Source organism: Microbulbifer sp. ABM4_008 (assembly GCF_056311705.1).
The window spans coordinates 4,911,924-4,932,810 of sequence record NZ_CM149970.1 but is presented as its reverse complement, the minus strand read 5'-3'; the positions used below and the strand labels follow the sequence as shown (position 1 = coordinate 4,932,810).

The 20,887-nt window shown below is 50.6% G+C and carries 20 protein-coding genes; 12 read left to right on the top strand and 8 right to left on the bottom strand.

All coding sequences use genetic code 11. From position 1 onward, the window contains the following. Positions 1–60: 60 nt before the first annotated feature. From trkA to def, 4 genes are all read right to left on the bottom strand, one after another. The gene (trkA, locus tag ACYX4J_RS21475) at positions 61–1,446 is read right to left on the bottom strand and encodes a Trk system potassium transporter TrkA (RefSeq protein WP_282930545.1); all 1,386 of its coding nucleotides are present in this window, start codon (positions 1,444–1,446) and stop codon (positions 61–63) included. A gap of 30 nt (positions 1,447–1,476) precedes the next feature. Then, positions 1,477–2,784, bottom strand: a complete 1,308-nt coding sequence (gene rsmB, locus ACYX4J_RS21470; protein ID WP_476177520.1) for a 16S rRNA (cytosine(967)-C(5))-methyltransferase RsmB — start codon at positions 2,782–2,784, stop codon at positions 1,477–1,479. 2 nt (positions 2,785–2,786) lie between these two features. Then, positions 2,787–3,734, bottom strand: coding sequence for a methionyl-tRNA formyltransferase (fmt, locus tag ACYX4J_RS21465; protein ID WP_476177519.1), 948 nt, complete (start codon positions 3,732–3,734; stop codon positions 2,787–2,789). 75 nt (positions 3,735–3,809) lie between these two features. After that, entirely contained in the window at positions 3,810–4,316 is a 507-nt protein-coding gene (gene def, locus ACYX4J_RS21460) for a peptide deformylase (protein WP_444895582.1), read from the bottom strand. Positions 4,317–4,499: 183 nt separating this feature from the next. Between def and ACYX4J_RS21455 the strand changes: the two genes are divergently transcribed. The 9 genes from ACYX4J_RS21455 to ACYX4J_RS21415 all read left to right on the top strand — a co-directional run bounded on the left by ACYX4J_RS21455 (position 4,500) and on the right by ACYX4J_RS21415 (position 13,218). Continuing rightward, positions 4,500–5,582, top strand: a complete 1,083-nt coding sequence (locus ACYX4J_RS21455) for a LysM peptidoglycan-binding domain-containing protein (RefSeq protein ID WP_476177518.1) — start codon at positions 4,500–4,502, stop codon at positions 5,580–5,582. 78 nt (positions 5,583–5,660) lie between these two features. Then, on the top strand, positions 5,661–6,827 hold the full coding sequence (gene dprA / locus ACYX4J_RS21450) for a DNA-processing protein DprA (RefSeq protein WP_476177517.1): 1,167 nt from the start codon (positions 5,661–5,663) through the stop codon (positions 6,825–6,827). A gap of 127 nt (positions 6,828–6,954) precedes the next feature. Then, positions 6,955–8,397: a catalase gene (locus ACYX4J_RS21445; RefSeq protein WP_476177516.1), complete on the top strand. Its 1,443-nt coding sequence runs from the start codon at positions 6,955–6,957 to the stop codon at positions 8,395–8,397. Positions 8,398–8,492: 95 nt separating this feature from the next. Continuing rightward, positions 8,493–9,701: a transglutaminase domain-containing protein gene (locus ACYX4J_RS21440; RefSeq protein WP_476177515.1), complete on the top strand. Its 1,209-nt coding sequence runs from the start codon at positions 8,493–8,495 to the stop codon at positions 9,699–9,701. Between the two features lie 290 nt (positions 9,702–9,991). Then, the gene (gene tsaC / locus ACYX4J_RS21435) at positions 9,992–10,558 is read left to right on the top strand and encodes an L-threonylcarbamoyladenylate synthase type 1 TsaC (protein ID WP_476177514.1); all 567 of its coding nucleotides are present in this window, start codon (positions 9,992–9,994) and stop codon (positions 10,556–10,558) included. Between the two features lie 27 nt (positions 10,559–10,585). Then, the gene (gene hemF / locus ACYX4J_RS21430; protein ID WP_476177513.1) at positions 10,586–11,491 is read left to right on the top strand and encodes an oxygen-dependent coproporphyrinogen oxidase; all 906 of its coding nucleotides are present in this window, start codon (positions 10,586–10,588) and stop codon (positions 11,489–11,491) included. Positions 11,492–11,521: 30 nt separating this feature from the next. Then, positions 11,522–11,971, top strand: coding sequence for a hypothetical protein (locus ACYX4J_RS21425; RefSeq protein ID WP_413663901.1), 450 nt, complete (start codon positions 11,522–11,524; stop codon positions 11,969–11,971). Beyond that, positions 11,968–12,801, top strand: a complete 834-nt coding sequence (aroE, locus tag ACYX4J_RS21420; RefSeq protein WP_476177512.1) for a shikimate dehydrogenase — start codon at positions 11,968–11,970, stop codon at positions 12,799–12,801. The genes ACYX4J_RS21425 and aroE overlap by 4 nt, the downstream gene beginning before the upstream one ends. Positions 12,802–12,816: 15 nt before the next feature. Beyond that, positions 12,817–13,218, top strand: a complete 402-nt coding sequence (locus ACYX4J_RS21415; protein ID WP_282930533.1) for a hypothetical protein — start codon at positions 12,817–12,819, stop codon at positions 13,216–13,218. A gap of 32 nt (positions 13,219–13,250) precedes the next feature. Here ACYX4J_RS21415 and ACYX4J_RS21410 read toward each other — a convergent pair whose 3' ends face one another. The 3 genes from ACYX4J_RS21410 to ACYX4J_RS21400 form a co-directional block, all read right to left on the bottom strand. Continuing rightward, positions 13,251–13,769 (bottom strand): carboxymuconolactone decarboxylase family protein, encoded by a 519-nt coding sequence (locus ACYX4J_RS21410; RefSeq protein ID WP_476177511.1) that lies wholly within the window; start codon positions 13,767–13,769, stop codon positions 13,251–13,253. Between the two features lie 85 nt (positions 13,770–13,854). Then, positions 13,855–14,769, bottom strand: coding sequence for a LysR family transcriptional regulator (locus ACYX4J_RS21405; protein ID WP_444915095.1), 915 nt, complete (start codon positions 14,767–14,769; stop codon positions 13,855–13,857). Positions 14,770–14,788: 19 nt separating this feature from the next. After that, on the bottom strand, positions 14,789–15,343 hold the full coding sequence (locus ACYX4J_RS21400; protein ID WP_476177510.1) for a gamma carbonic anhydrase family protein: 555 nt from the start codon (positions 15,341–15,343) through the stop codon (positions 14,789–14,791). Positions 15,344–15,408: 65 nt separating this feature from the next. On the opposite strand from ACYX4J_RS21400, the gene ACYX4J_RS21395 reads away from it, so the two are divergent. From ACYX4J_RS21395 to ACYX4J_RS21385, 3 genes are read left to right on the top strand one after another with little or no spacing between them, the layout of a single operon-like run. Continuing rightward, positions 15,409–17,457, top strand: a complete 2,049-nt coding sequence (locus ACYX4J_RS21395; RefSeq protein ID WP_475709049.1) for a M3 family metallopeptidase — start codon at positions 15,409–15,411, stop codon at positions 17,455–17,457. A 35-nt stretch (positions 17,458–17,492) separates the two neighbouring features. Further along, entirely contained in the window at positions 17,493–17,771 is a 279-nt protein-coding gene (locus ACYX4J_RS21390) for a YheV family putative zinc ribbon protein (RefSeq protein ID WP_282930528.1), read from the top strand. Further along, positions 17,768–18,598, top strand: a complete 831-nt coding sequence (locus ACYX4J_RS21385) for a hypothetical protein (RefSeq protein WP_476177509.1) — start codon at positions 17,768–17,770, stop codon at positions 18,596–18,598. Before ACYX4J_RS21390 ends, ACYX4J_RS21385 begins: the two co-directional genes overlap by 4 nt. 211 nt (positions 18,599–18,809) lie before the next feature. On the opposite strand, the gene ACYX4J_RS21380 is transcribed toward ACYX4J_RS21385, so the two are convergent. Beyond that, entirely contained in the window at positions 18,810–20,096 is a 1,287-nt protein-coding gene (locus tag ACYX4J_RS21380; protein ID WP_476177508.1) for an MATE family efflux transporter, read from the bottom strand. Positions 20,097–20,887: the final 791 nt, after the last annotated feature.

Below are 20,887 nucleotides of genomic sequence, written 5' to 3'. Positions count from 1 at the left end.
GTTGCAATGTTATCTGGACGGCGGAGACCGTTATCGCCGGAAAACGAAAATATTATTTGCTCAGAAAAAGCCAAAACCAACTTGGAACAGTTGTTCAACATGGCGAGTCTGGCGGCGGTCGATAAGGAAGACAATCACGTGGTCATCGCTCTGCACAATGACATCATCGTGTGCCATCAAAACTTCGCTGCCATTTTCCGTTTCCCGTACTATGGCGCCAATCGAGGCGCCCTCGGGTAAGTCGATATCTTCGATCTTGCGCCCCACCACCTTGGAAGTGCGCTCGTCACCGTGGGCGATAACTTCAATGGCTTCAGCTGCACCTCGACGCAGGGAGTGGACGTTGACCATATCTCCTCGGCGCACATGGGTGAGCAGGCTGCCAATCGTATTTTGCTGCGGTGAAATAGCAATATCGATTTCACCGCCCTGTACTAGGTCCACATAAGCGCGGTTATTGATCAGGGTCATCACTTTGCGTGCGCCCAGACGTTTGGCCAATAGTGACGACATGATATTAGCCTCGTCGTCATTGGTAAGGGCAAGAAAAACATCGGTATCTTCGATGCTCTCTTCCAGCAGCAACTCCTGATCGGAGGCGCTGCCGTGCAGGATAATGGTGTGAGACAGCTCCTCGGATAAAAATACACAGCGCTCGTGGCTCTGCTCAATAATTTTTACCGAATAGCGATTCTCAAGCCGAGTGGCCAGGCGCAAACCAATATTGCCACCGCCGGCGATCACTACTCGTTTATAACCGTGTTCCAGTCGACGCAGTTCGCTCATTACCGCGCGAATATCTGCTCGCGCGGCGATAAAGAACACTTCATCGCCGGCTTCAATCACCGTATCACCCTGGGGAATAATTGGCCGGTTGCGACGATAAATCGCAGCAACCCGGGTATCTACCTTGGGCATATGCTCGCGCAAATAGCGCAGTTGGTGCCCAACAAGAGGCCCGCCCTGAACGGCTAAAACCGTTACCAGCTGTACGCGACCGCCGGCAAAATCTAACACCTGCAAGGCACCGGGATGTTCCATCAGGCGGGAGATATACTCTGAAACCAGTTGCTCCGGGCTGATCAGTACATCGATAGGGATGGCCTGGGTATCGAATAATTCCGGGTATTGCAGGTAGGAGGAGGCCCGTACCCGGGCGATTTTGGTGGGTACGCGAAACAGAGAGTGCGCAATTTGGCAGGCCGCCATATTGGTCTCATCGTTATTGGTGACTGCAACCAGGATATCCGCATCCTCAATCCCGGCTTCCATCAGAATATCCGGGTGAGAGGCGTGGCCCAGTACCACGCCGATATCGATGCGGTCGCGCAGTTCGCGCAGGGTTTTCTCGTCGCTGTCCACCAGGACAATATCATTGCGCTCGGAGGCCAGGGCCTCCGCCAGAGAGCCGCCCACCTGGCCGGCGCCGAGAATGACAATTTTCATATCGGATGAGACTCGCGACTAGCGACGCCGTTATTCAGCTTTGCTCAGCAGAGCGTAGTAGAAACCGTCACCGCCGCCGGTTTGGGGTAGAAGCTGCATACCGGCAACTTGTTTCTCACCCCAGGGCTTATCGTTTAGCAGTTCGGGGGTATTGTCGCTCGCATCCTCAGTCTCCGCAATGAACGCTGCGACGACTTCACTGTTTTCCGCCGGAAGGCTGGAACAGGTGGCGTAGAGCAACTGCCCGCCCGGTTTAACCAGGGGCCACAGAGCGCGCAGGATCTTGCCCTGCAAAGCGACTAACTCGGCAATGTCTTCTTCCCGGCGCAATAGTTTGATATCTGGGTTGCGGCGAATGACCCCGGTTGCCGAACAGGGGGCGTCCAGAAGTATCTGGTCGTACTGCTGCCCGTCCCACCACTCATTCGGAGACGTGGCATCGGCACAGATAAGCTCGGCACTCTGCCCGTTGCGCTCGAGGTTTTCCTCGACCCGCACCAGGCGGTCCTCCTCAATATCCAGCGCGCTCAACTGAATGCTGGGTTCCTGCTCCAATAAATGGCAACTCTTGCCGCCGGGTGCCGCACACGCGTCCAACACCCGGGCATTTTCCTGTGGCTGTAACAGCAGAGCCGCTAGTTGCGCGGATTCATCTTGCACACTGGCCAAGCCCTCGGCAAAGCCCGGGAGCACTGTGACTGAAACCGGCTCAACCAGGGTGATACCGACCGGGGAAATAGTACAGGGCTCGGCGGAGAGGCCGGTTTCATCGAGCTGTTGTAAATAGTCCGCGCGCGAGGTCTTGGCAGTATTTACCCGCAAGGTCATGGGTGGGTTGGCATTGTTGGCGCGGAAGATGTCTGACGCCTTCTCAGGCCAGGCGGCTTTAATCCGCTGCTGTAACCAGGCCGGGTGTATAGAGCTGAACTGTGGATTGCCGGACAGTTTGCGCTGGAGCTGCTCACTGTTGCGCAGGGCATTGCGCAGCACCCCGTTGATCAGCCCGGTCGCTCTGTCCAGACCGAGGCTGCGCGCGGCATTGACGGTTGCAGATATGGCGGCATGATCGGGGATGCGAGTGTACTCGAGCTGGTAGATGCCCAGCAGGATTAGTGCATTGATCTCAATATCCGAGACTTTTTTACGCAGTAACTTAGCGGCGATCAATTGCAGGCGCGGTGCCGTGCGGGCACTGCCGTAACAGAGCTCCCGTAACAGGGGGCGGTCACGCTCCTCGACTTTGTCCTCGGCGGCAGGCAGAAGTCTTGCCAACGAGCCACGTTCTTCCAGCAGTGAGGCGATAACTCGGGCGGCCTCGGCGCGTACATCTCTGCTCATAATTATCCCAGTTTGGTACCCGGGGCGAACTGCTCCCGGTAGCCTTTCAAAATTTCTGCTGCGGGAAGCGCTTTTTTACCCGGTAGCTGTATTAATTGGAGGCGCAGGGCCTCGCGGCCGCAGGCCACTAAAATACCTTCGTCGTCACTGGAGAGAATGGTACCGGGCTGATTACTGTGGCAGCCCTGTTCGATGGCGGCGCTATAGATGCGCAGGCGCTGCTCGCCCTTCTTGTCCTGATAAGTGCTCCAGCACACCGGGAAGGGGTTAAAAGCGCGTATCAATCGATGCAGTTCAGCAGCGGTGCGCTGCCAGTCGATCTGCGCCTCTTCCTTGGTGATTTTGTTGGCGTAGTTAGCCTGGGTATCGTCTTGTACCTGAGGGTTGGCACTGCCACTTTCCAGTAGAGCCAAGGCCTGGAGGAGGGATGGGCCGCCGAGTTCCACCAGCTTGTCGTGCAAACTGCCACCGGTATCGGATTCGGTAATGGCACAGCGGTTTTCCACCAAAACTGGGCCGGTATCCAGGCCCGCCTCCATTTGCATAATGGCGACGCCACTTTCATTGTCACCCGCTTCCACCGCGCGTTGGATCGGTGCGGCACCGCGCCAGCGCGGCAACAGGGAGGCGTGCACATTGATACAGCCCAAACGTGGGGTATCCAGCACCACTTGCGGCAGTATCAGGCCGTAGGCCACCACCACCATAATGTCCGCTTCAAGAGCTGCGAGCTCTGCCTGGGCCGTCTCATCGCGCAGGCTCAGGGGTTGGTACACCGGGATATTGTGGGAGAGTGCCAGCTGTTTCACCGGGCTGGCGAGCAATCTCTTACCGCGCCCAGCCGGCCTGTCCGGTTGGGTGTAAACGGCAATGACATTGTGCTCGCTGTCGAGCAGCGCTTGCAGGTGCACAGTGGCAAAGTCCGGCGTGCCGGCAAAAATAATATTCACTGACTTGCTCTCAGGTAATGGGGGTGGGAGAGCTGCCGTAAGGCGGCAGCTCCAGGCTCCTGCGGCTGGCGCAGATCAGGCGCGGCGGCGCTGGGATTTTTCCAGCTTGGAGCGGATGCGGTTGCGCTTCAGCGGGGAGATATAATCCACGAACAGCTTACCATCCAAATGATCGACTTCATGTTGGATACAGACCGCCAGCAATCCCTCGGCCTCCAGGGCAAAAGGTTCGCCATTGCGGTCTAGGGCCTTTACACGCACTTTGCGCGGGCGCTCCACCGTTTCGTAGAAACCGGGCACTGACAAGCAGCCCTCGTCGTACTGGTGGATCTCCGGGTCCAGCACTTCGATTTCGGGATTGATAAACCCGTAAGGTTCATTGCCGTCTTCGGATATATCCACTACCACAATACGCTCTTGCGCATTGACTTGGATAGCGGCGAGGCCGATACCGGGCGCGGCGTACATGGTTTCAAACATGTCGTCGAGCAATTGGCGGTGGGCGTCGGTCACTTCAGCGACGGGTTTAGCGATCTCGCGCAGGCGCGGATCGGGAAATTCCAGTATCTCGAGTTTAGCCATAACACCTGTGACAAACTTCTAGTATTCGTTGAACGTGCGCTGATAACATTATGATCGCGCTCAAAATTTACCGAGTGGACCCCTGTTTTTGCTGGCGCTATGCGCCCGGGTCCGGTATCGCTCCCTTCACGGGAGTGGCCCGGCGCTGAGAATTATAGCGATAAAGAGCATAGGAATGCTTCCATGAAAAAAATTATCCTGGCCGCGATCTCGATGTTAGCGGTTGCCCTTGGTGTCGAAGCACAGGACCAGGTTCGCCTGAACCCCAGTCACCCCGACGCTTATGTGGTGCAAAAGGGCGATACGCTCTGGGATATTTCCAGTCAGTTCCTGGTGCAACCCTGGTACTGGCCGGAGATTTGGCAAGTGAACCCACAGGTGGAAAACCCCCACTTGATTTATCCGGGAGATAGCCTGCGCCTCGTTTATGTCGACGGTCAACCACAGCTACAGCTGCAACGCGGCCCTCGAGCCTATCAACTGTCCCCGGGCGTTGATGGCAACCGCCTGTCGCCCTCGATCCGCCGCCAGGCAGTTGAGGATGCAATTCCGGCGATTCCGCTGGATGCAATTAATGCCTTTTTATCGCGTACTCGTATAGTCGAGCCCGTTGCTTTTGAAGGTACTCCTTATGTGGTTTCTGGCTCAGATAATCACATCTTGATGGGAGCTGGGGACATTCTCTACGCTCGCGGTGACTTTGCTGCGCCATTACCTTCGTACGGGCTTTATCGTCCCGGCCCCGTTTATACCGACCCAGTATCTGGTGAAATCCTTGGGCGCCAGGCACTTGGCATAGGTACTCTAGATCTGTTACAGCTGGACCCAGATAGCAACCCGGATAACAACTTAAACTTGTCTATAGCGACAATGGGCGTGCGTAACACTTCCCGTGAGATTCGCCTTGAAGACCGCTTGATGCCCGTAGAAGAGCGCTCAATTGATGCGCTGTTTCATCCCAGCGCACCGAGTGTCACGGTTGATGGGTTGATAGTAGGTGTTGATGAAGGGGTAAGCCAAATTGGTAAATTTGACGTTGTAATCTTGAACTCAGGAGATAGAGACGGTTTACAGCCCGGTAATGTACTGGCGATATACAAAACTGGTTCAGCAGTACGCGACCGTATTGCCGGTGACGTGGTGAAGCTTCCAAATACTCGCGCTGGTGAGTTGATGGTATTCCGCACCTTTGAAAAAATGAGCCTCGCTCTGGTACTGGACGCCCGTCGTCCGCTGGCAGTGATGGATATGGTGCGCAACCCCTAAGCCGCTCCAGGAAATCTCGCGGCAGGTGTTGCTGTTTGCCCTGCTGCACAACCTTCAAAACAGAAAATGGTAAGTCGCATGGATGCATTGACCGCTACTATGGCGTTGCTGCGTCTCGAGGGAATTGGCCCGGCTCGCTACTGGCAATTACTGGAGCACTTTGCCACTGCCGAAGAGGCTCTCCAGCAGTTTCCTCAATCTCTTCTGCAAAAGTTATCACCGCGGGCCCAAAACCAGTGGCGGGAATTTTCCAGCCGATCTGCCGCCAGTGAGCTCGCTGATTGGGTTGAGCGGGAGCGAGTCCGCTGCGCAGACCTGGGCGTGCAGCTGATTTGTCATAGCGATCCCGGTTATCCCGCCCTGTTATCGGAGACTTCACGCCCCCCGCCTGTGCTCTATATTCGTGGTGAAAGAAGCGCTTTGAATCTACCGCAGGTAGCGATGGTGGGTGCCCGTCGGGCCACTGTGGCGGGCCTGGATAATGCCCGGGCCTTCGCCGCGGAATTGGCAGGTTCCGGATTTGCTATCACTTCCGGGCTGGCTCTGGGCGTAGATGCCGCAGCTCACCGAGGGGCGCTGCAGGGAGCCGGCTCCACGATCGCAGTTTTGGGTAGTGGAGTTGACCGTATTTATCCAAAACACAATCGCCCCCTAGCGGAGGACATTCTCTCTGCAGGCGGTGCTCTAATAAGCGAATTGCCTCTTGGCAGCAGTGCTGAGGCAAAGAATTTTCCTCGGAGGAACCGGATTATCAGTGGCCTTTCAATGGGGGTATTACTGGTAGAAGCAGCGATGCGCTCAGGTTCTCTGATTACGGCGCGTTTGGCACTGGAGCAGAATCGTGAGGTTTTTGCGATTCCAGGTTCTATCCACAACCCAATGGCCAGGGGTTGCCACCACTTGATTAAGGAAGGTGCGACACTGGTCGAAACCAGTGCAGATGTAGCTAGCCAGCTTGGCGGTTTACTGGCAGAGCCCACACCCACTGATCTTCCTCCCGCTAAACCACTGCCAGAGCTTCAGCAACAAGTCATCAGGGCGCTTGCCGGTGGGCCTCGAAGTATCGAACTTTTGTCGCGGGATACCGGAGTTGAGCCGGGTGATTTAATGGCTGTATTGATGGAATTGGAGTTAGAGGACTTGGTGGAGCAACTCACAGGGTCTTACCAGCTAACTCTGAAGGGCAGCCGTTACACGAATGGGGAAAAACTGGCTAAAACTTGTGAGGAGTTAGTGAGTCTCTAAAGGTCTTACTGGGAAGTTACGAAGAGAATTAATCAGAAACTCCTTGTTGATGGTGTAGCCGCCGATCAATTCGCGCAGTTCCGGGGCAGCGTTAATACTCAGTGGATTCCAAAAGTGGAGTCTTATTATGGCGGATAAACCCAAACTCACCACTGATGCCGGCGCTCCGGTTCCCGATAATCAAAACAGCCTTACAGCGGGGCCAGATGGCCCACTATTGATTCAAGATTATCAGCTTATCGAAAAACTGGCGCATCAAAATCGTGAGCGTATACCCGAGCGGGCGGTACATGCCAAAGGTTGGGGCGCCTATGGGGTTTTGAGGGTAACCGGTGATATTTCTAACTACACCTGTGCCCGGGTGCTGCAGCCTGGAGCAGAGACCCCACTGTTGGCTCGATTTTCAACTGTGGCCGGCGAGTTAGGTGCAGCTGATGCGGAACGGGATGTTCGTGGTTTTGCACTGAAGTTTTATACGGAGGAGGGCAATTGGGATTTGGTCGGCAACAATACGCCGGTCTTTTTTGTACGAGACCCCTACAAGTTCCCGGATTTTATCCACACACAAAAACGCCACCCCCGCACTCACTTGCGCTCCCCTACGGCCATGTGGGATTTCTGGTCGCTGAGCCCCGAGAGTCTTCACCAGGTGACCATACTGTTCTCCGATCGCGGTTTGCCCATATCCCCGTTGCATATGAATGGTTATGGCTCCCATACCTTCTCACTGTGGAATCACAATGGAGAGCGCTTCTGGGTCAAATTTCATTTTAAGACTCAGCAGGGACATAGGTACTTCACCAATACGGAAGCTGAAGCTGTGATTGGATGCTCGAGGGAGAGTTACCAGGAGGCGATGTACAGCGCGATAGAAAATGGGGAATGTCCGAAGTGGACATTCCAAATTCAGGTCATGCCCGAGGCAGACCTTGGCAAAACAAGCTACAACCCCTTTGACCTCACCAAGGTTTGGCCCCACGGTGATTACCCACCTATCGAGGTGGGAACCATGGAGTTGAATCGCAACCCGCAAGACTATTTTGCAGAAATCGAGCAGGCAGCTTTCTCTCCATCCAATATCGTACCGGGTATCAGTTTCTCGCCGGATAAGATGCTGCAGGCGCGTATATTCTCTTATGCCGATGCACATCGTCACCGCTTGGGAACTCACTATGAGAGTCTTCCAGTGAATGCACCGCGTTGTCCTGTCCATAATTATTATCGGGATGGTGAAATGAATAGTACGGGTATCCGCAGTGGCAATCCGGATGCCTTTTATGAGCCCAATAGTTTTTCTGGGCCAGAGGAGGACCCAAAAGCGAAAGAACCCCCGTTACCAATATCCGATGCTGCAGATAGATATGACCACCGCAAAGGTAATGACGATTACAGTCAGGTTCGAGCGCTCTTTGATTTGTTCGACGATGAACAAAAACAGCGCTTATATAACAATATTGCAGAAGCGATGGCGGGTGTACCGGATGAAATAATTCAGCGACAATTGGCACACTTTTCCAAGGTGCACCCGGACTATGCCGCGGGCGTCAAGTTAGCGATGGTCAGCAACTGAATCTGGTGTTTTGATACGTAATTCATTTGCTTGCCTTTTGTGTTAAAAATATATCCTGCTGGATTGGTATTTAATACTGTATTAAAGGCATGCTTATGAAAAAGATCAAAGTAGCTTTATTCCTTATTTTTCTAGTTTTGGGAGGCTGCTCTACACAAATAAAAAAAACAGATATATCTATTTCTCAAGAATTTTCAGATGAACAGTTGCTTAGTGGTATATATTTTTGGAGTTCCCCTATAAATAACTCTGATTTGCCTGATATTGATATCCTGGCATTGAATAATGATATGAGGTTGTTTTTAAAATCGATAAGTACCAGAAAAAAAAGTGATAGGTTGGATGCTCTGATAAATAAATTGCAGAGCCAATATTTTTCAATTCTTTACGATGCAGATGCCACTCTTAATGCTGCGCAGGTATTTGAACAGCATAGAGGGAATTGTATGGCCTTTAGTGCCTTTTTAGTTGCAATGAGCCGTGAACTTGGGGTCGATGCCAAGTTTAATGAGGTTTTTGTTCCAGAAATAAGGTATTTGGAGAACCAGCAGACATTTGTTTATCAACACATTAATGTTGTTGCTGATATTGGCAGTGGACAGCGTATATTGGATTTTAATTTCATTGATTACATCCCTGAATATCGACAGGAAGTACTAGAAGATAACGAGGCTTTTGCAAAATTCTATAGTAACTTGGCAATGGATTTTCTTGCAGATCGAAATTTTAAGAAGGCATTTCTTTATATTCGAAAGTCGCTATTGCTGGCTCCGAAGGACGCAGATCTTTGGAATAATTTAGGGGCTATTTATCGTTCAGCTGGTTTTGTGAAACAAGCAATTAGTACTTACGCTATTGCACTGAAGCTTGATGGAACAAACTTAGTTACATTGAGCAATTTGGAGAAAGTTCTTCGAGCCCATGGAGATGTTCAAATGGCAGATGCTCTGTCAGCGCAACTACATGATTACAGAGAGAAAGATCCTTACTACTGGTACGGCCAGGCGCTTACGGCTTACGAAGGTGAACTCTATGAGCTGGCGGCTAATAGGGTTGAAGATGCAATTTCTATAAAGAAAGAAGATCACCGTTTTCATTTTTTACTGGGGATGGCGCTTCTAAAGTCTGGGGCTAAAAGTTATCAGCGTAGTTTTCAGAGGGCTTTGGCGCTATCTGAGAATAGTCGCGATCAAGCCCAATACCAGAAGAAGCTAAAATCTTTAGGTATACCTCAGTTGGAGAGGGCACGACTCCCAGAGCGACGGCCTTTAATCATGCAGGGAAACTGGTGGTGGTCGAACTGAAGATTAAGCGTCAATACCCCATTAAGAGCAATGAAATGCTTACACTTAGAATCGGCCGTTTGGAGATTTTTTGAGCAATTTGTCTAGGTCATGGGGCAATATCTTGTGCCCGGCTGTGCAATCCGCTAGATTGCCGCGTTCCCCGCTTTAAGAGCAATGAGAGTTGAAATGAGTAAGCCTTTTAGCGACTCTGATGGGCTCCGACTCCGGCCCGTCAGTAATGGAAGCCGCAGACTCTCAGTTGCAGCGAGACCTGCAACAGTGTAAAGCTCAATAAGGTCAGTGTTGCAATGAAGTACTCACCGCTTTCCGTAAGACAGGCTGCCCGCGCCCTGGCAGCGGGTGGTGTTATTGCCCATCCCACTGAATCTGTATGGGGCCTGGCTTGCGACCCCAATAACCTGCAGGCTGTCAGGCGCCTGCTACAACTCAAGCATCGCCCGCTTGAGAAGGGTTTGATCCTGGTCTCTGGTGATAGAAAGCATTTTGACCCGCTCCTTAGAAACCTTAGTGATCAGCAGCAGGAACAGCTGGATTGCAGCTGGCCGGGACCGGTGACATGGCTCGTACCCCATCGGGGCTTAATTCCTGCCTGGGTCTGTGGAGTACATAAATCTGTGGCCCTGCGCTGCACCGATCACCCGTTTACAGCTGCGTTAACACGCGCCTTTGGCGGTGCTATCGTATCCACGTCAGCAAACCCGGCCGGGTCTCAGCCCGCCCGTAATAAATACCAGGTACTGCGCTATTTCGGCCGCGATCTCGACTTTGTCGGCGGCGGCTCGACCGGCGGCCGCAGCGCCCCCAGTGAAATTCGCGATCTGCAAAGCGGCCGTGTGCTGAGGGCGGGTGCCTAACCTCAAACAGAGACGTAGTTTTCGCCTATGAGTGATATCGATACCAAGGAAGTAAAGGCCTATCTACTCGGCCTACAAGACCGTATTTGCAATGCCCTGAGCGAAGAAGACGGCCAGTCATTTCGTGAGGACAACTGGGACAGGCCCGGTGGTGGCGGTGGTCGAACTCGAGTGCTGGAAGAGGGGAATCTGATCGAAAAAGGCGGAGTGAACTTTTCCCATGTTTATGGGGATGGACTCCCGCCTTCGGCCACGGCTAATCGCCCCGAACTGGCCGGTTGTTCTTTTGAAGCAATGGGCGTCTCCTTGGTCATTCACCCGCGCAACCCTTACGTACCCACTAGCCATGCAAACGTGCGTCTATTTGTGGCGAAAAAGCCAGGAGCTGAGCCCATCTGGTGGTTTGGTGGTGGCTATGATTTGACCCCGTATTACGGCTATCACGAGGATGTCGTACATTGGCACCAAACGGCCAAGCAGGCCTGTGAGCCCTTTGGCAGGGAGGTATACCCTCGCTTTAAGCAGTGGTGTGACAAATATTTCTACTTGAAGCATCGGGATGAAGCTCGGGGAGTCGGCGGACTCTTTTTCGATGATTTTAACGAAGGTGGCTACGACAATGCTTTTGCGCTTATGCGCGCTGTTGGCGATAGTTACTTGGAGGCTTATCTACCCATTGTGCAGAAGCGCAAAGAGGCTGCTTACGGTGAGCGCGAGCGTGAATTCCAACTCTACCGCCGTGGGCGCTATGTGGAATTCAACCTGGTCTTTGATCGTGGCACTCTGTTCGGATTGCAAAGTGGTGGGCGTACAGAATCCATTCTGATGTCCTTGCCGTCACTGGTGAGCTGGAAGTATGACTGGCAACCAGAGCCGGGATCTGCAGAAGAGAAGCTATACACTGATTTTCTGCCACACAGAGACTGGGTATAGCCAAGCAATTTGTCACAATGGAGGTTTGTTGTGCACCCATCGCGATTGGAAGGAATCAACTCCCTGTTTCTCGATTACAGGCGGCATTTTGAAACGGGAGATGTTGAGCAGATTGCTGACTTTTATCGTTTCCCACTGCACTACTACCGGGAAGATGGCGTAAAGCTCACCGTAGAACGGGATGAGTTTATCCAGCAGGTGGTTAAGCTCCTCAATGCTTATCGACGCCTTGGTGTCTGTCAGATTCTCGGCACTGTTACCGAGGTGATAGAGCTGAATAATTACAGCACCCTTGCGAGCTTGCGCTGGACCTTGTTACACCCGCAGGGGGAAGAAAAGGCGGTAGAGCTGTACAGCTCACAAACCCGCTATTTAGTCACCGAAGCTGCCGACGGCCTCAAAATTGACGGTTTAATAATTGTCGATGAAAGTGCCAAGATTCGTGAGGCAGCGAGAGAGCGCAAAAGGGCGGAATCATGAGTGACCGCTATGCGGTGGTGGGTAACCCTATAGAGCACTCCCTCTCACCGGAGATACACCGAGCCTTTGTCACGCAAACAGGCGAGGATATCGATTATAGTAAACTGCTTGCCCCCCTGGATGGCTTTGTTAATTACGCGCGAACTTTTTTTGCTGAGGGTGGTTGTGGCCTTAATGTGACGGTGCCCTTCAAGCTGCAAGCATTTGAGATGGCGGATAACCTGACCGAGCGGGCTGCGTCAGTGGGAGCGGTGAATACCTTGGCACTGACTGAAGGTGGAAAGATTCTCGGCGATAACACCGACGGGGCCGGCCTAGTATTTGATATTTGCACCAACTTGGGCTGGAAAATCAAGGATCGGAAAGTTCTCTTGCTGGGAGCTGGCGGAGCCGCCCGGGGAGCATTGCTGCCAATCCTTGCGGAAAAACCAGCACATTTACATATTGCCAACCGCACCGCAGAAAAAGCGGTACAGCTTGCGGCAGAATTTTCCCAGTTGGGAGAATTAAGTGGTGGCGGCCTGGAGGAATTGAGAGGCTGCTACGACCTGATTATCAATGCGAGTTCCGCAAGCCTTGGCGGTGTGCTGCCGCCGCTTCCTGAAGGCTGTGTCGCCAGTCATGGTAAAGCTTACGACATGATGTACGCCGCTGAGCCAACGCCTTTTTTACAATGGGCGCGTGGACAGGGCGCAGAGAGTGCTGATGGCCTTGGGATGTTGGTAGAGCAGGCCGCTGAGTCATTTTTACTGTGGCGCGGTGTACGTCCTGAAACAGCGCCGATCATGGCCAAGTTGCGCAGGAACCTCAATCAGACAACCGAAAATTAAAAGAGAGAAAGCGTTGTGCGTGACATTGTGCGAAACCTGTCGATTTGTTTTGCTGTGGGGTGTTTCGGTGGGCTCTGCTATGCCGTGGGGCTATGGGCCATGGGGCGGTATGGCTTCACCCAGTTTCTAGGGGTAGATTTGGCGCCATCCCTGAGCAATGCCTACCTGTACCAGCGCGTAGTTTGGGGTGGAGTTTTCGGGTTGCTGTTTTTGTTGCCTTTGCGCAACGCCTGGTTAATACGGGGCTTCCTCTTATCCCTGGTGCCGGCAGGGTTGATGTTGTTGTATCTTCTGCCGCAGAGAGGTTATGACTACGGTGCTCTGGTACTGGGACAAATGACGCCCCTGGTTATCGTTTTGGCTTGTGCCATTGGCGGCATAGGTGCATCGGCACTGCTGCGTCTACAGGGTAAATAGTGAGGAGGCCTTGGTTGCCAAGGCCTACCACATCACTGTTTAAATTCGATCTCAACCAAGCTGCAGCTTTGGGTATATCCCATAGCCCGCTTGATCGTGGGGAAGACCGACGCGGTAGCGACGCTGACCCCCAGCTCGATTCTCTGTCGGTTATCCAGTTGTGCACCTATCCGTTCATTGAGAACAGGATCGATCGTTTTGTAGCTGGCCACGGCTGTTGCAAAATCAAAAATGTCCTGCAAGTTCTCAGGCAGGCCGCTGCCGCCTTGGATACAAGCTTTCACCAAGTGGGGTTCAACACCAGCCTCTAGGGCCATACGCACATTCAGTTGCAGGCACATGCCGCAATCAGCTACTTGCATTGCCGCTATCTTACTCACCCAAAAAACATCAATAGGTAAAAACTCCCTGTGCATGGCTAGGGGCTGAAAATTTCTAAATTTTTCAAAGCCTTCAGGGGAGCCCTGAAGAAACTCGCGCAAGTAGTCCATGTCATAGCGGTACTTTTGGGAGAAGGCCTCCATTTCTTGGAGATATTGCTGTTTGGACATAGTTTGGCTCCTAATCAAGTCGGATTGAGTCACAGACCATCGGCCTACAACGCCAAGTCTTATGTAAAAGCCTGATAGGTAAAAATTAGTTTCTATCGGATATTTCGATAGGTGGGCTGTAAAAGTTACCGTAGAGTCGCCGGGCCTCTCGGGCAAACCATTGCGCAGCTAAGCCTTGTGGCGTCTGCTTGGACCAGAGCAGATCCACACCGAGGCTCCAGGTATTGAGAGAACCGGTTAAGTTGAGCTCAACCAACCTGCCGCTTTTTAAAAAGGGCCGGGCCAGTTCGTAGGGCGCATTGACCCACCCAACCCCCTTACATGCCAGATCCAGGGCCTGTAGCAGAGAATCACTCCGCCAAGTCTGTGCAGAGAGCTGCCAACGGTACCTTTGGGATTCTGGTGCTGTGGTGATCTGTCGGTGCTGGGCCGCTTCATTCAATGAGGATTGTTTTTTCTGGGCAAGGGGATGTTCCGGGCAGGCCAGGCTAAGTACCCGCTGTTGTCCCAGGTTACTGGTATCCAGCGAGCTGGGATAGGAATCCCTTGAGGTGACAAAGGCAAAATCGGCTTCACCCAGTGTCACCTGCTGGACTGCTTCCTCCCCAGTAACACTGCCGAGCTGAAGCTCAGTATGCGGAAAGCGCTCGCTGAAAGTTACCAGCATATCGTTGAGTCGATCTGGCATTACCAGCTCTTCAAATAATATATTGAGCTGGGGCTCCTCTCCCCGCTGGAAGGAAATTGCCGCCTGTTGGAAGCGCTGCAACTGCCCCAACGATTGACGTGCTAATGGTAGTAATGCCAAAGCGGCGGCGGTGGGTTGGGGATATTTCCCTTCGCGGTTAAAGAGAGTCAGCCCCAGGTCGAGTTCAAGATTTTGAATCAAGCTGCTTACAGAAGACTGAGCCCGGCCCACTTCGCGAGCAACCGCCGAAAAAGATCCGACTTCACAGGAGCGCACAAAAATATGCAGCTGGTCCATATTCAGGTTAAGCATAGCGGGGAGCCGGCTGTGACTATGGTTGCTGCTTAAGGAGATACTGATCTTTCAGTTTCACGTAGTTTTCAGCGGAATACTTAAAGAAAGCCTTTTCCTTGTCAGACAGGGGGCGCGCCTTTTTGCAGGGGGCGCCTACGTAGAGATAACCACTCTCCAGGGTTTTACCGGGCGGAACCAGTGCTCCGGCTGCCAGTACGACATAGTCCTCAATAATGGCTCCGTCGAGAACAATAGATCCGATACCAATTAAGATCCGGTTGCCGATGGTACAACCGTGCAGGCAGGCTTTATGACCGATAGTGACATCTTCGCCAATGGTCAGCGGCCAACCGTCGGCGTTGAATGGTCCCGCATGGGTGATATGGAGAACAGCCCCATCCTGTACACTGGTTCGCGCGCCGATGCGGATCTTATGCATATCACCGCGCACAACGGCCATGGGCCATACGGAGCAATCATCCCCCAGGGTAACGTCACCAATGACTGCGGATTGCGGATCGATATATACGCTGTCGCCAAGTTCTGGAAACTTCTCGCCGTGGGAATCATCGTGGCTGCGCAGTGGGGACATAAATAAGCTCCTGTACAATGAATCCTCTATCATAGCTTTATCCTAATTCGAGCACAGAGTCTTATATGTCCAATCCACTGTTGAATATCCCGCTGCTGCCGCCTTTTGATAATCTCGAGCCCGAGCAGGTGGAACCCGCCATCGCCGAACTGATTAAAACGTGTGAGCAAACCCTTCAACAGGGATTGGAGACCCCCAGCTGGGATAATACGCTGGTGCCTCTGGAGCAGGCGGAAGACCAGCTAAATCGAGCCTTCTCCCCAGTCAGTCACCTGAATAGCGTTCTAAGTGGCCCCTGGCGGGCGCCCTATGAGGCCGCTTTAGCCAAAGTGACGGCTTACTGGACAAAGCAGGGGCAAAATCGTGAACTTTACGACCTATACCTCCAATTAATGCAGTCGCCCGAGTTTGTAAACTGGCCACAGGCACGCAAGAAGTCTTTGGAGCTGGGAGTCAGAGACTTTGAACTCGGTGGTGTAGGCCTTGAAGGAGAGGCCCGTGAAAAGTTTGCCGTTAACAGTCAGCGTTTGGCGGAGTTATCCAGCCAATTTGCCAACAATGTCCTCGATGCAACCAATGCCTGGACCTGGCATACAAATGATGAAGCTCAGCTTCAGGGGCTTCCTCAAACTGCTCTCGCCGCTGCACGGAATGCAGCTGAGGCAAAAGGCCTCGATGGGTGGCTGATTACCTTAGAGGGGCCCAGCTTTCTCGCTGTTATGACCCACGCTGAAAATAGATCTCTGCGTCGGGATGTCCATTTGGCTTTTGTTAGTCGCGCATCCGAAGTTGGTCCCCAGGCAGGCGAATACGATAACTCCGAAGTGATGGAGGCAATTCTCGCATTGCGCGCTGAACAGGCCAGTTTACTGGGAATGAACAGCTATGCGGAGTTGTCATTGGCCAGCAAAATGGCTCCAAATACAGAGCGGGTTTTGGAATTTCTACAGGATCTGGCAGAACGAGCCAGGCCAGCTGCCCAACGAGAAATGGCTGAGCTGAAAGCGTTTGCTGCAGACCAACTCAGTATTGAAGAGTTGCAACCATGGGATGTGGCCTGGGCCGCAGAAAAGCTCAAACAGCAGCGATACGCCATCAGCCAAGAGGAATTGAGGCCCTATTTCCCTTACGCCAAAGTCGTTGACGGCCTCTTTACTGTGGTGGATAAATTATTCGGAATCACAGTTGAAGAAGATACCAGCGTTGCTACTTGGCATGCCGACGTGCAGTTCTTTTGGCTGCTGAGAGATGGCGAAAAGATAGCTGGTTTCTATTTGGATGCGTTCGCGCGTGAGAAAAAGCGTGGCGGGGCCTGGATGGATACAGTAAGTAGTCGTCGCCACACGCTCAACGGACTCCAGTTGCCTATAGCTTATCTAGTATGTAATTTCAGTCCGGCTGCAGGTGATATCCCCTCACTTTTAACCCACACGGAAGTAACCACTTTATTCCATGAATTCGGCCATGGCCTCCACCATATGCTGACACAGATTGATGTGGCAGCAGTTTCTGGTATTAATGGTGTTGCTTGGGATGCGGTGGAAATGCCCAGCCAATTTCTGGAAAATTGGTGTTGGCAACCCCAGGCTATTTCCATAATTTCTGCACATTTCGAAACTGGAGAGGCCCTTCCCGAAGCTTTACTGAATAAAATGCTGGCAGCGAAAAATTTCCAGTCTGCCATGTTTACAGTACGCCAGTTGGAGTTTGCACTTTTTGATTTTCGCCTCCATGCCAGCGAAGAGGCATTGACCGCCGATAAAGTTCAGGTTTTACTGGATCAGGTACGAGCAGAGATTGCTGTTGTGCCTATCGCCGCAGAAAACCGCTTCCAAAATGCTTTTAGCCATATTTTTGCTGGTGGTTATGCCGCAGGATATTACAGCTATAAATGGGCAGAAGTGCTTTCGGCAGATGCTTTTTCTCTATTTGAGGAAGATGGTATCTTTAATAGAGAGACGGGAAATAAATTTCTGCACAGTATTTTGGAACAGGGTGGTAGCCGTGATGCGTTGGAGCTGTTTGTTCAATTCCGTGGACGAGAGCCGCAAATTGATGCCCTATTGCGTCACTCTGGTATCGAGCAGCAAGAGCTGAATATCAGTCCTGTGTAACGGATAAGTCAGTCATGAAATATTGAGTAGTAGTCATGATGAAGAAAGAAGATTCGGCTGAGTCTGGTAAGATCGTTAAAAAACGCTTTATTGCAGGGGCTGTGTGCCCCCGCTGTAGCGAAATGGATAAAATTATTAACTATCACAAGGATGGGAAAAATTATAGGGAATGTGTTGCCTGTGGGTTTAAGGATGAAATTCGATTGCAGTCAGCGCCAACAGAACTGTCTACTCGTGTTAACCAAGATACAGAGAAAGATATTCACGAGGAGCCAGTGAAACTTATCCAACCCACAAGTAGCCGTAAAAAGTGAAAAAAATATTTTTTATACTGGTGGTTTTTATTACGGTTGCGATCATAGGTCTCTATGGCCTTGATCGCCATCGAAAAAATACAGAACGGCAGAGAGAACAAGTTGCCTATCTACTAACGAGCTGTGTGAATCAGGGGATACTTACGTTATTCCGTTTACAGGCTAATGACTGGAAAGCCCATCCAGATTTTTACATTGAAGAGGAAAATAGGTTGGGAGTGGCTGTAAAAGCTTTACCTGATCAAATCCTTAAAGGAGAATCTTTTGAAAAGTGGAGACATGCAATAAAGATTTGTGACAAGCTCACAAGGAATAGCAATTTGCAACATGTCACTATTTTTCGCCCCCTGGGCGATTTCTCCGAAAAGGAAATCTCCAATATATATACCTTGAAAGATCGCGGTGCTCTGCGGAAGCGGGAAAAGACTATTCACGCACTATATGAATCAGCAGAAGCTGCTGCTCGCTATATGAAAGACCTAAAGCGTGATATCAACACGCAATTAAAAGCCTTTCGTTTTTCAGATAAAGAGCGCGAATTAACTCTTCAAAGAATCAGTTCTCAGGTTTTAGATAATTACCAACAAGGTAATTTTTCCAAAAAGCAGGCAGATACCTATCTGGAAAGGGTATCCCTTTTTTACAAAACCATGGCCGAGAACCCAAAGTCCTACAGTGTCCGAAACGGCAGCCTATATTTTTATAGCCAAGAATTAAAGCAGAAGGTTGAAGACTTATATAATGCTGTCATCCAGGGAGAAGGAGCGTTTTATGGAAATTTTAAGCAAATTTTAGTGCAAAAACAGGTGCGGTCTTCAAGCTATTAAAAATGTGAGCGGGCTTTATTATTTGTTGCTTTGCCCGCTCATTATTTACCAACCTGAGATTATAGCTTTAAATGTGTTTGTAGCATCATAAGAGATTTACTATTTTGATAGTGAGTAATCCTGACTGAAATAGTTAATTTCTCAATCTCAAAATTTGTCATATTCTGTTATTTATACATTAAAAAATAACTCTAAATATCCTGCCACAGTTTTACTGTAATTTACGTATCCAGGAATTGGTTACAGTGTAGTATTGAAAATATACTATGAGTCCTAAAGATCGTGCTCCGATCCACAAAAACAAGCTGAACCATATGCCTGTATTCCCCCAATCCCTTGTAAACCACCAGGCGGGAAAGAAAACCAGTACTGAGGCTATAAACATAGTATTACGCATATCGCGACTTTTCCCAGCACCGATAAAAACACCATCGAGCTGATAACTCCAAACCGCTAATAAAGGTAGTGCACAGAGCCACCAATATACCTGTTCCGCTTGGTGGATTACTGGTTTGATATCTGTAAATAAGGATAGAATCAAGGGTTTCCCTGAAACTAGTACCAGCGTAATCAGGACAGCGCTTCCCAGGGCCCACAAACCTGCACTGCGAACGGTATTTCTGAATAGAGCCGTTGATCTCTTTGCCATGGATTCCCCAACCAAGGCCTCGGTAGCATGAGCAAAACCATCCAGGGCATAGGAAGTCATCATTAATAACTGTATAAGAATAGCATTTGCAGCAAGTACATTATCACCTTGGGCTGCCCCTTGTGCAGTAAAAAAAGTGAGTGTTAGCAAGAGCAAACAGGTTCTTATAAATAAGTCTGTATTTATCTTTAAAAGATTGATCCATGGGGATGAATCGATCCAGGGGAGAAGTTTCTTCTGCCCAATTTCTTTGTGTACATAAGACCAGATATCAACATGAACCCTGGTAAGAAGATATAGACCCAGTAGAAATGCAAAAATATCAGCGAGTACGGTTGCCGCTGCTGCACCTTTTGCCCCTAGGCCCAGGCCAAGAATAAATAGGAAATCGAGGGCTATGTTCAGTAGATTGGCAGCGAAAAGTATATATAGAGGCGCACGGCTATCTTGTCGACCAATAAAAAAACCCAGAATGGCAAAGTTTGCCAGAGCCAGTGGGGCAGATAACAGACGTATTTGTAGGTAGGCCAGTGCGTGGGGTTGTGCTTCCTGACTGGCATTCATCCACTCAACGATATAGTAGATTAAAGGAGAGGCAACAATAAACAGAATGATTCCCAACCCCATGGCTAATACTAGTGCACGTACTAACCATTGAATCCCAAGATCTGTACTCCGAGCCACCAGTCCGGTAGTACCCATGCGCAGAAACCCAAATGCCCATAAAAGCATCGACATTACGCTAGCCCCGATAGCTACACCGGATAGGTACTCTGCAGATGGGAGGTGACCAAGAATTGCGGTATCTACTATCCCGAGTAAGGGCACTGAAATATTACTCAGTATCATTGGCCAAGCCAGATTCCAGACGCGAGACATGGGTTGGGATTCAAGTTTTGTAGAAGAAGGCATAAGTCATAACAACTAACGGATAGATTGGCTTCTAGCCGAAATCGGAAAAAGAAAAGCTGTGCAGGCGGATTCTACCAATGGTAACAGTACAGAGCTGATAAGATCCTTTTCCTAAATCGGTCTCCAAATACTGCTATTAGCAATTCATTTGGTAACGCTTACAAAATCGAAACGAAATATTTGGCGGAAAAATCATTTTGATTGAGTGTAGATAGTACAGGATTCTGTATTGATCTGCCTGATAATCCTCAAGCTTATTGAAACTAATCTGCCTTGGTTGTGTGAAGCAGTCAGAATTTAGTATTAGAGATTAAAAATCGTTGTCAACCTGTGTAAAAGCAATCAGGGGCACTTGAACCCGAGGATTTATACTTCTCTTGGCAGCATTATTAATGCTTGATTAGTTGTCATCTTTCACCAAATAAATTGCCATGTCTCTATTTGGAGCGACTTTTTTCTGCTTGTGAAAAAGTATCCTATCAAAGTGGTTAAATTTATTTGTTAATCACCGAATTTTTTCACAAAGCGACAACGTTATTCAAAAATGATCCCGATTGACTTTTTCGTGTCGATGTGTTCCTTTTGTACCTGCAGTAGTTGCGACAAATAAAGAAACTGGTTGTTGGTTGTACCTTTCCGGACGACGGCATCTGGAGTAAAAAATCTTTTACTAAGAATAACAAGTTGCACTGACGGCAGTAACGCGAGGTGGTCTCCTCGCCCAGTGT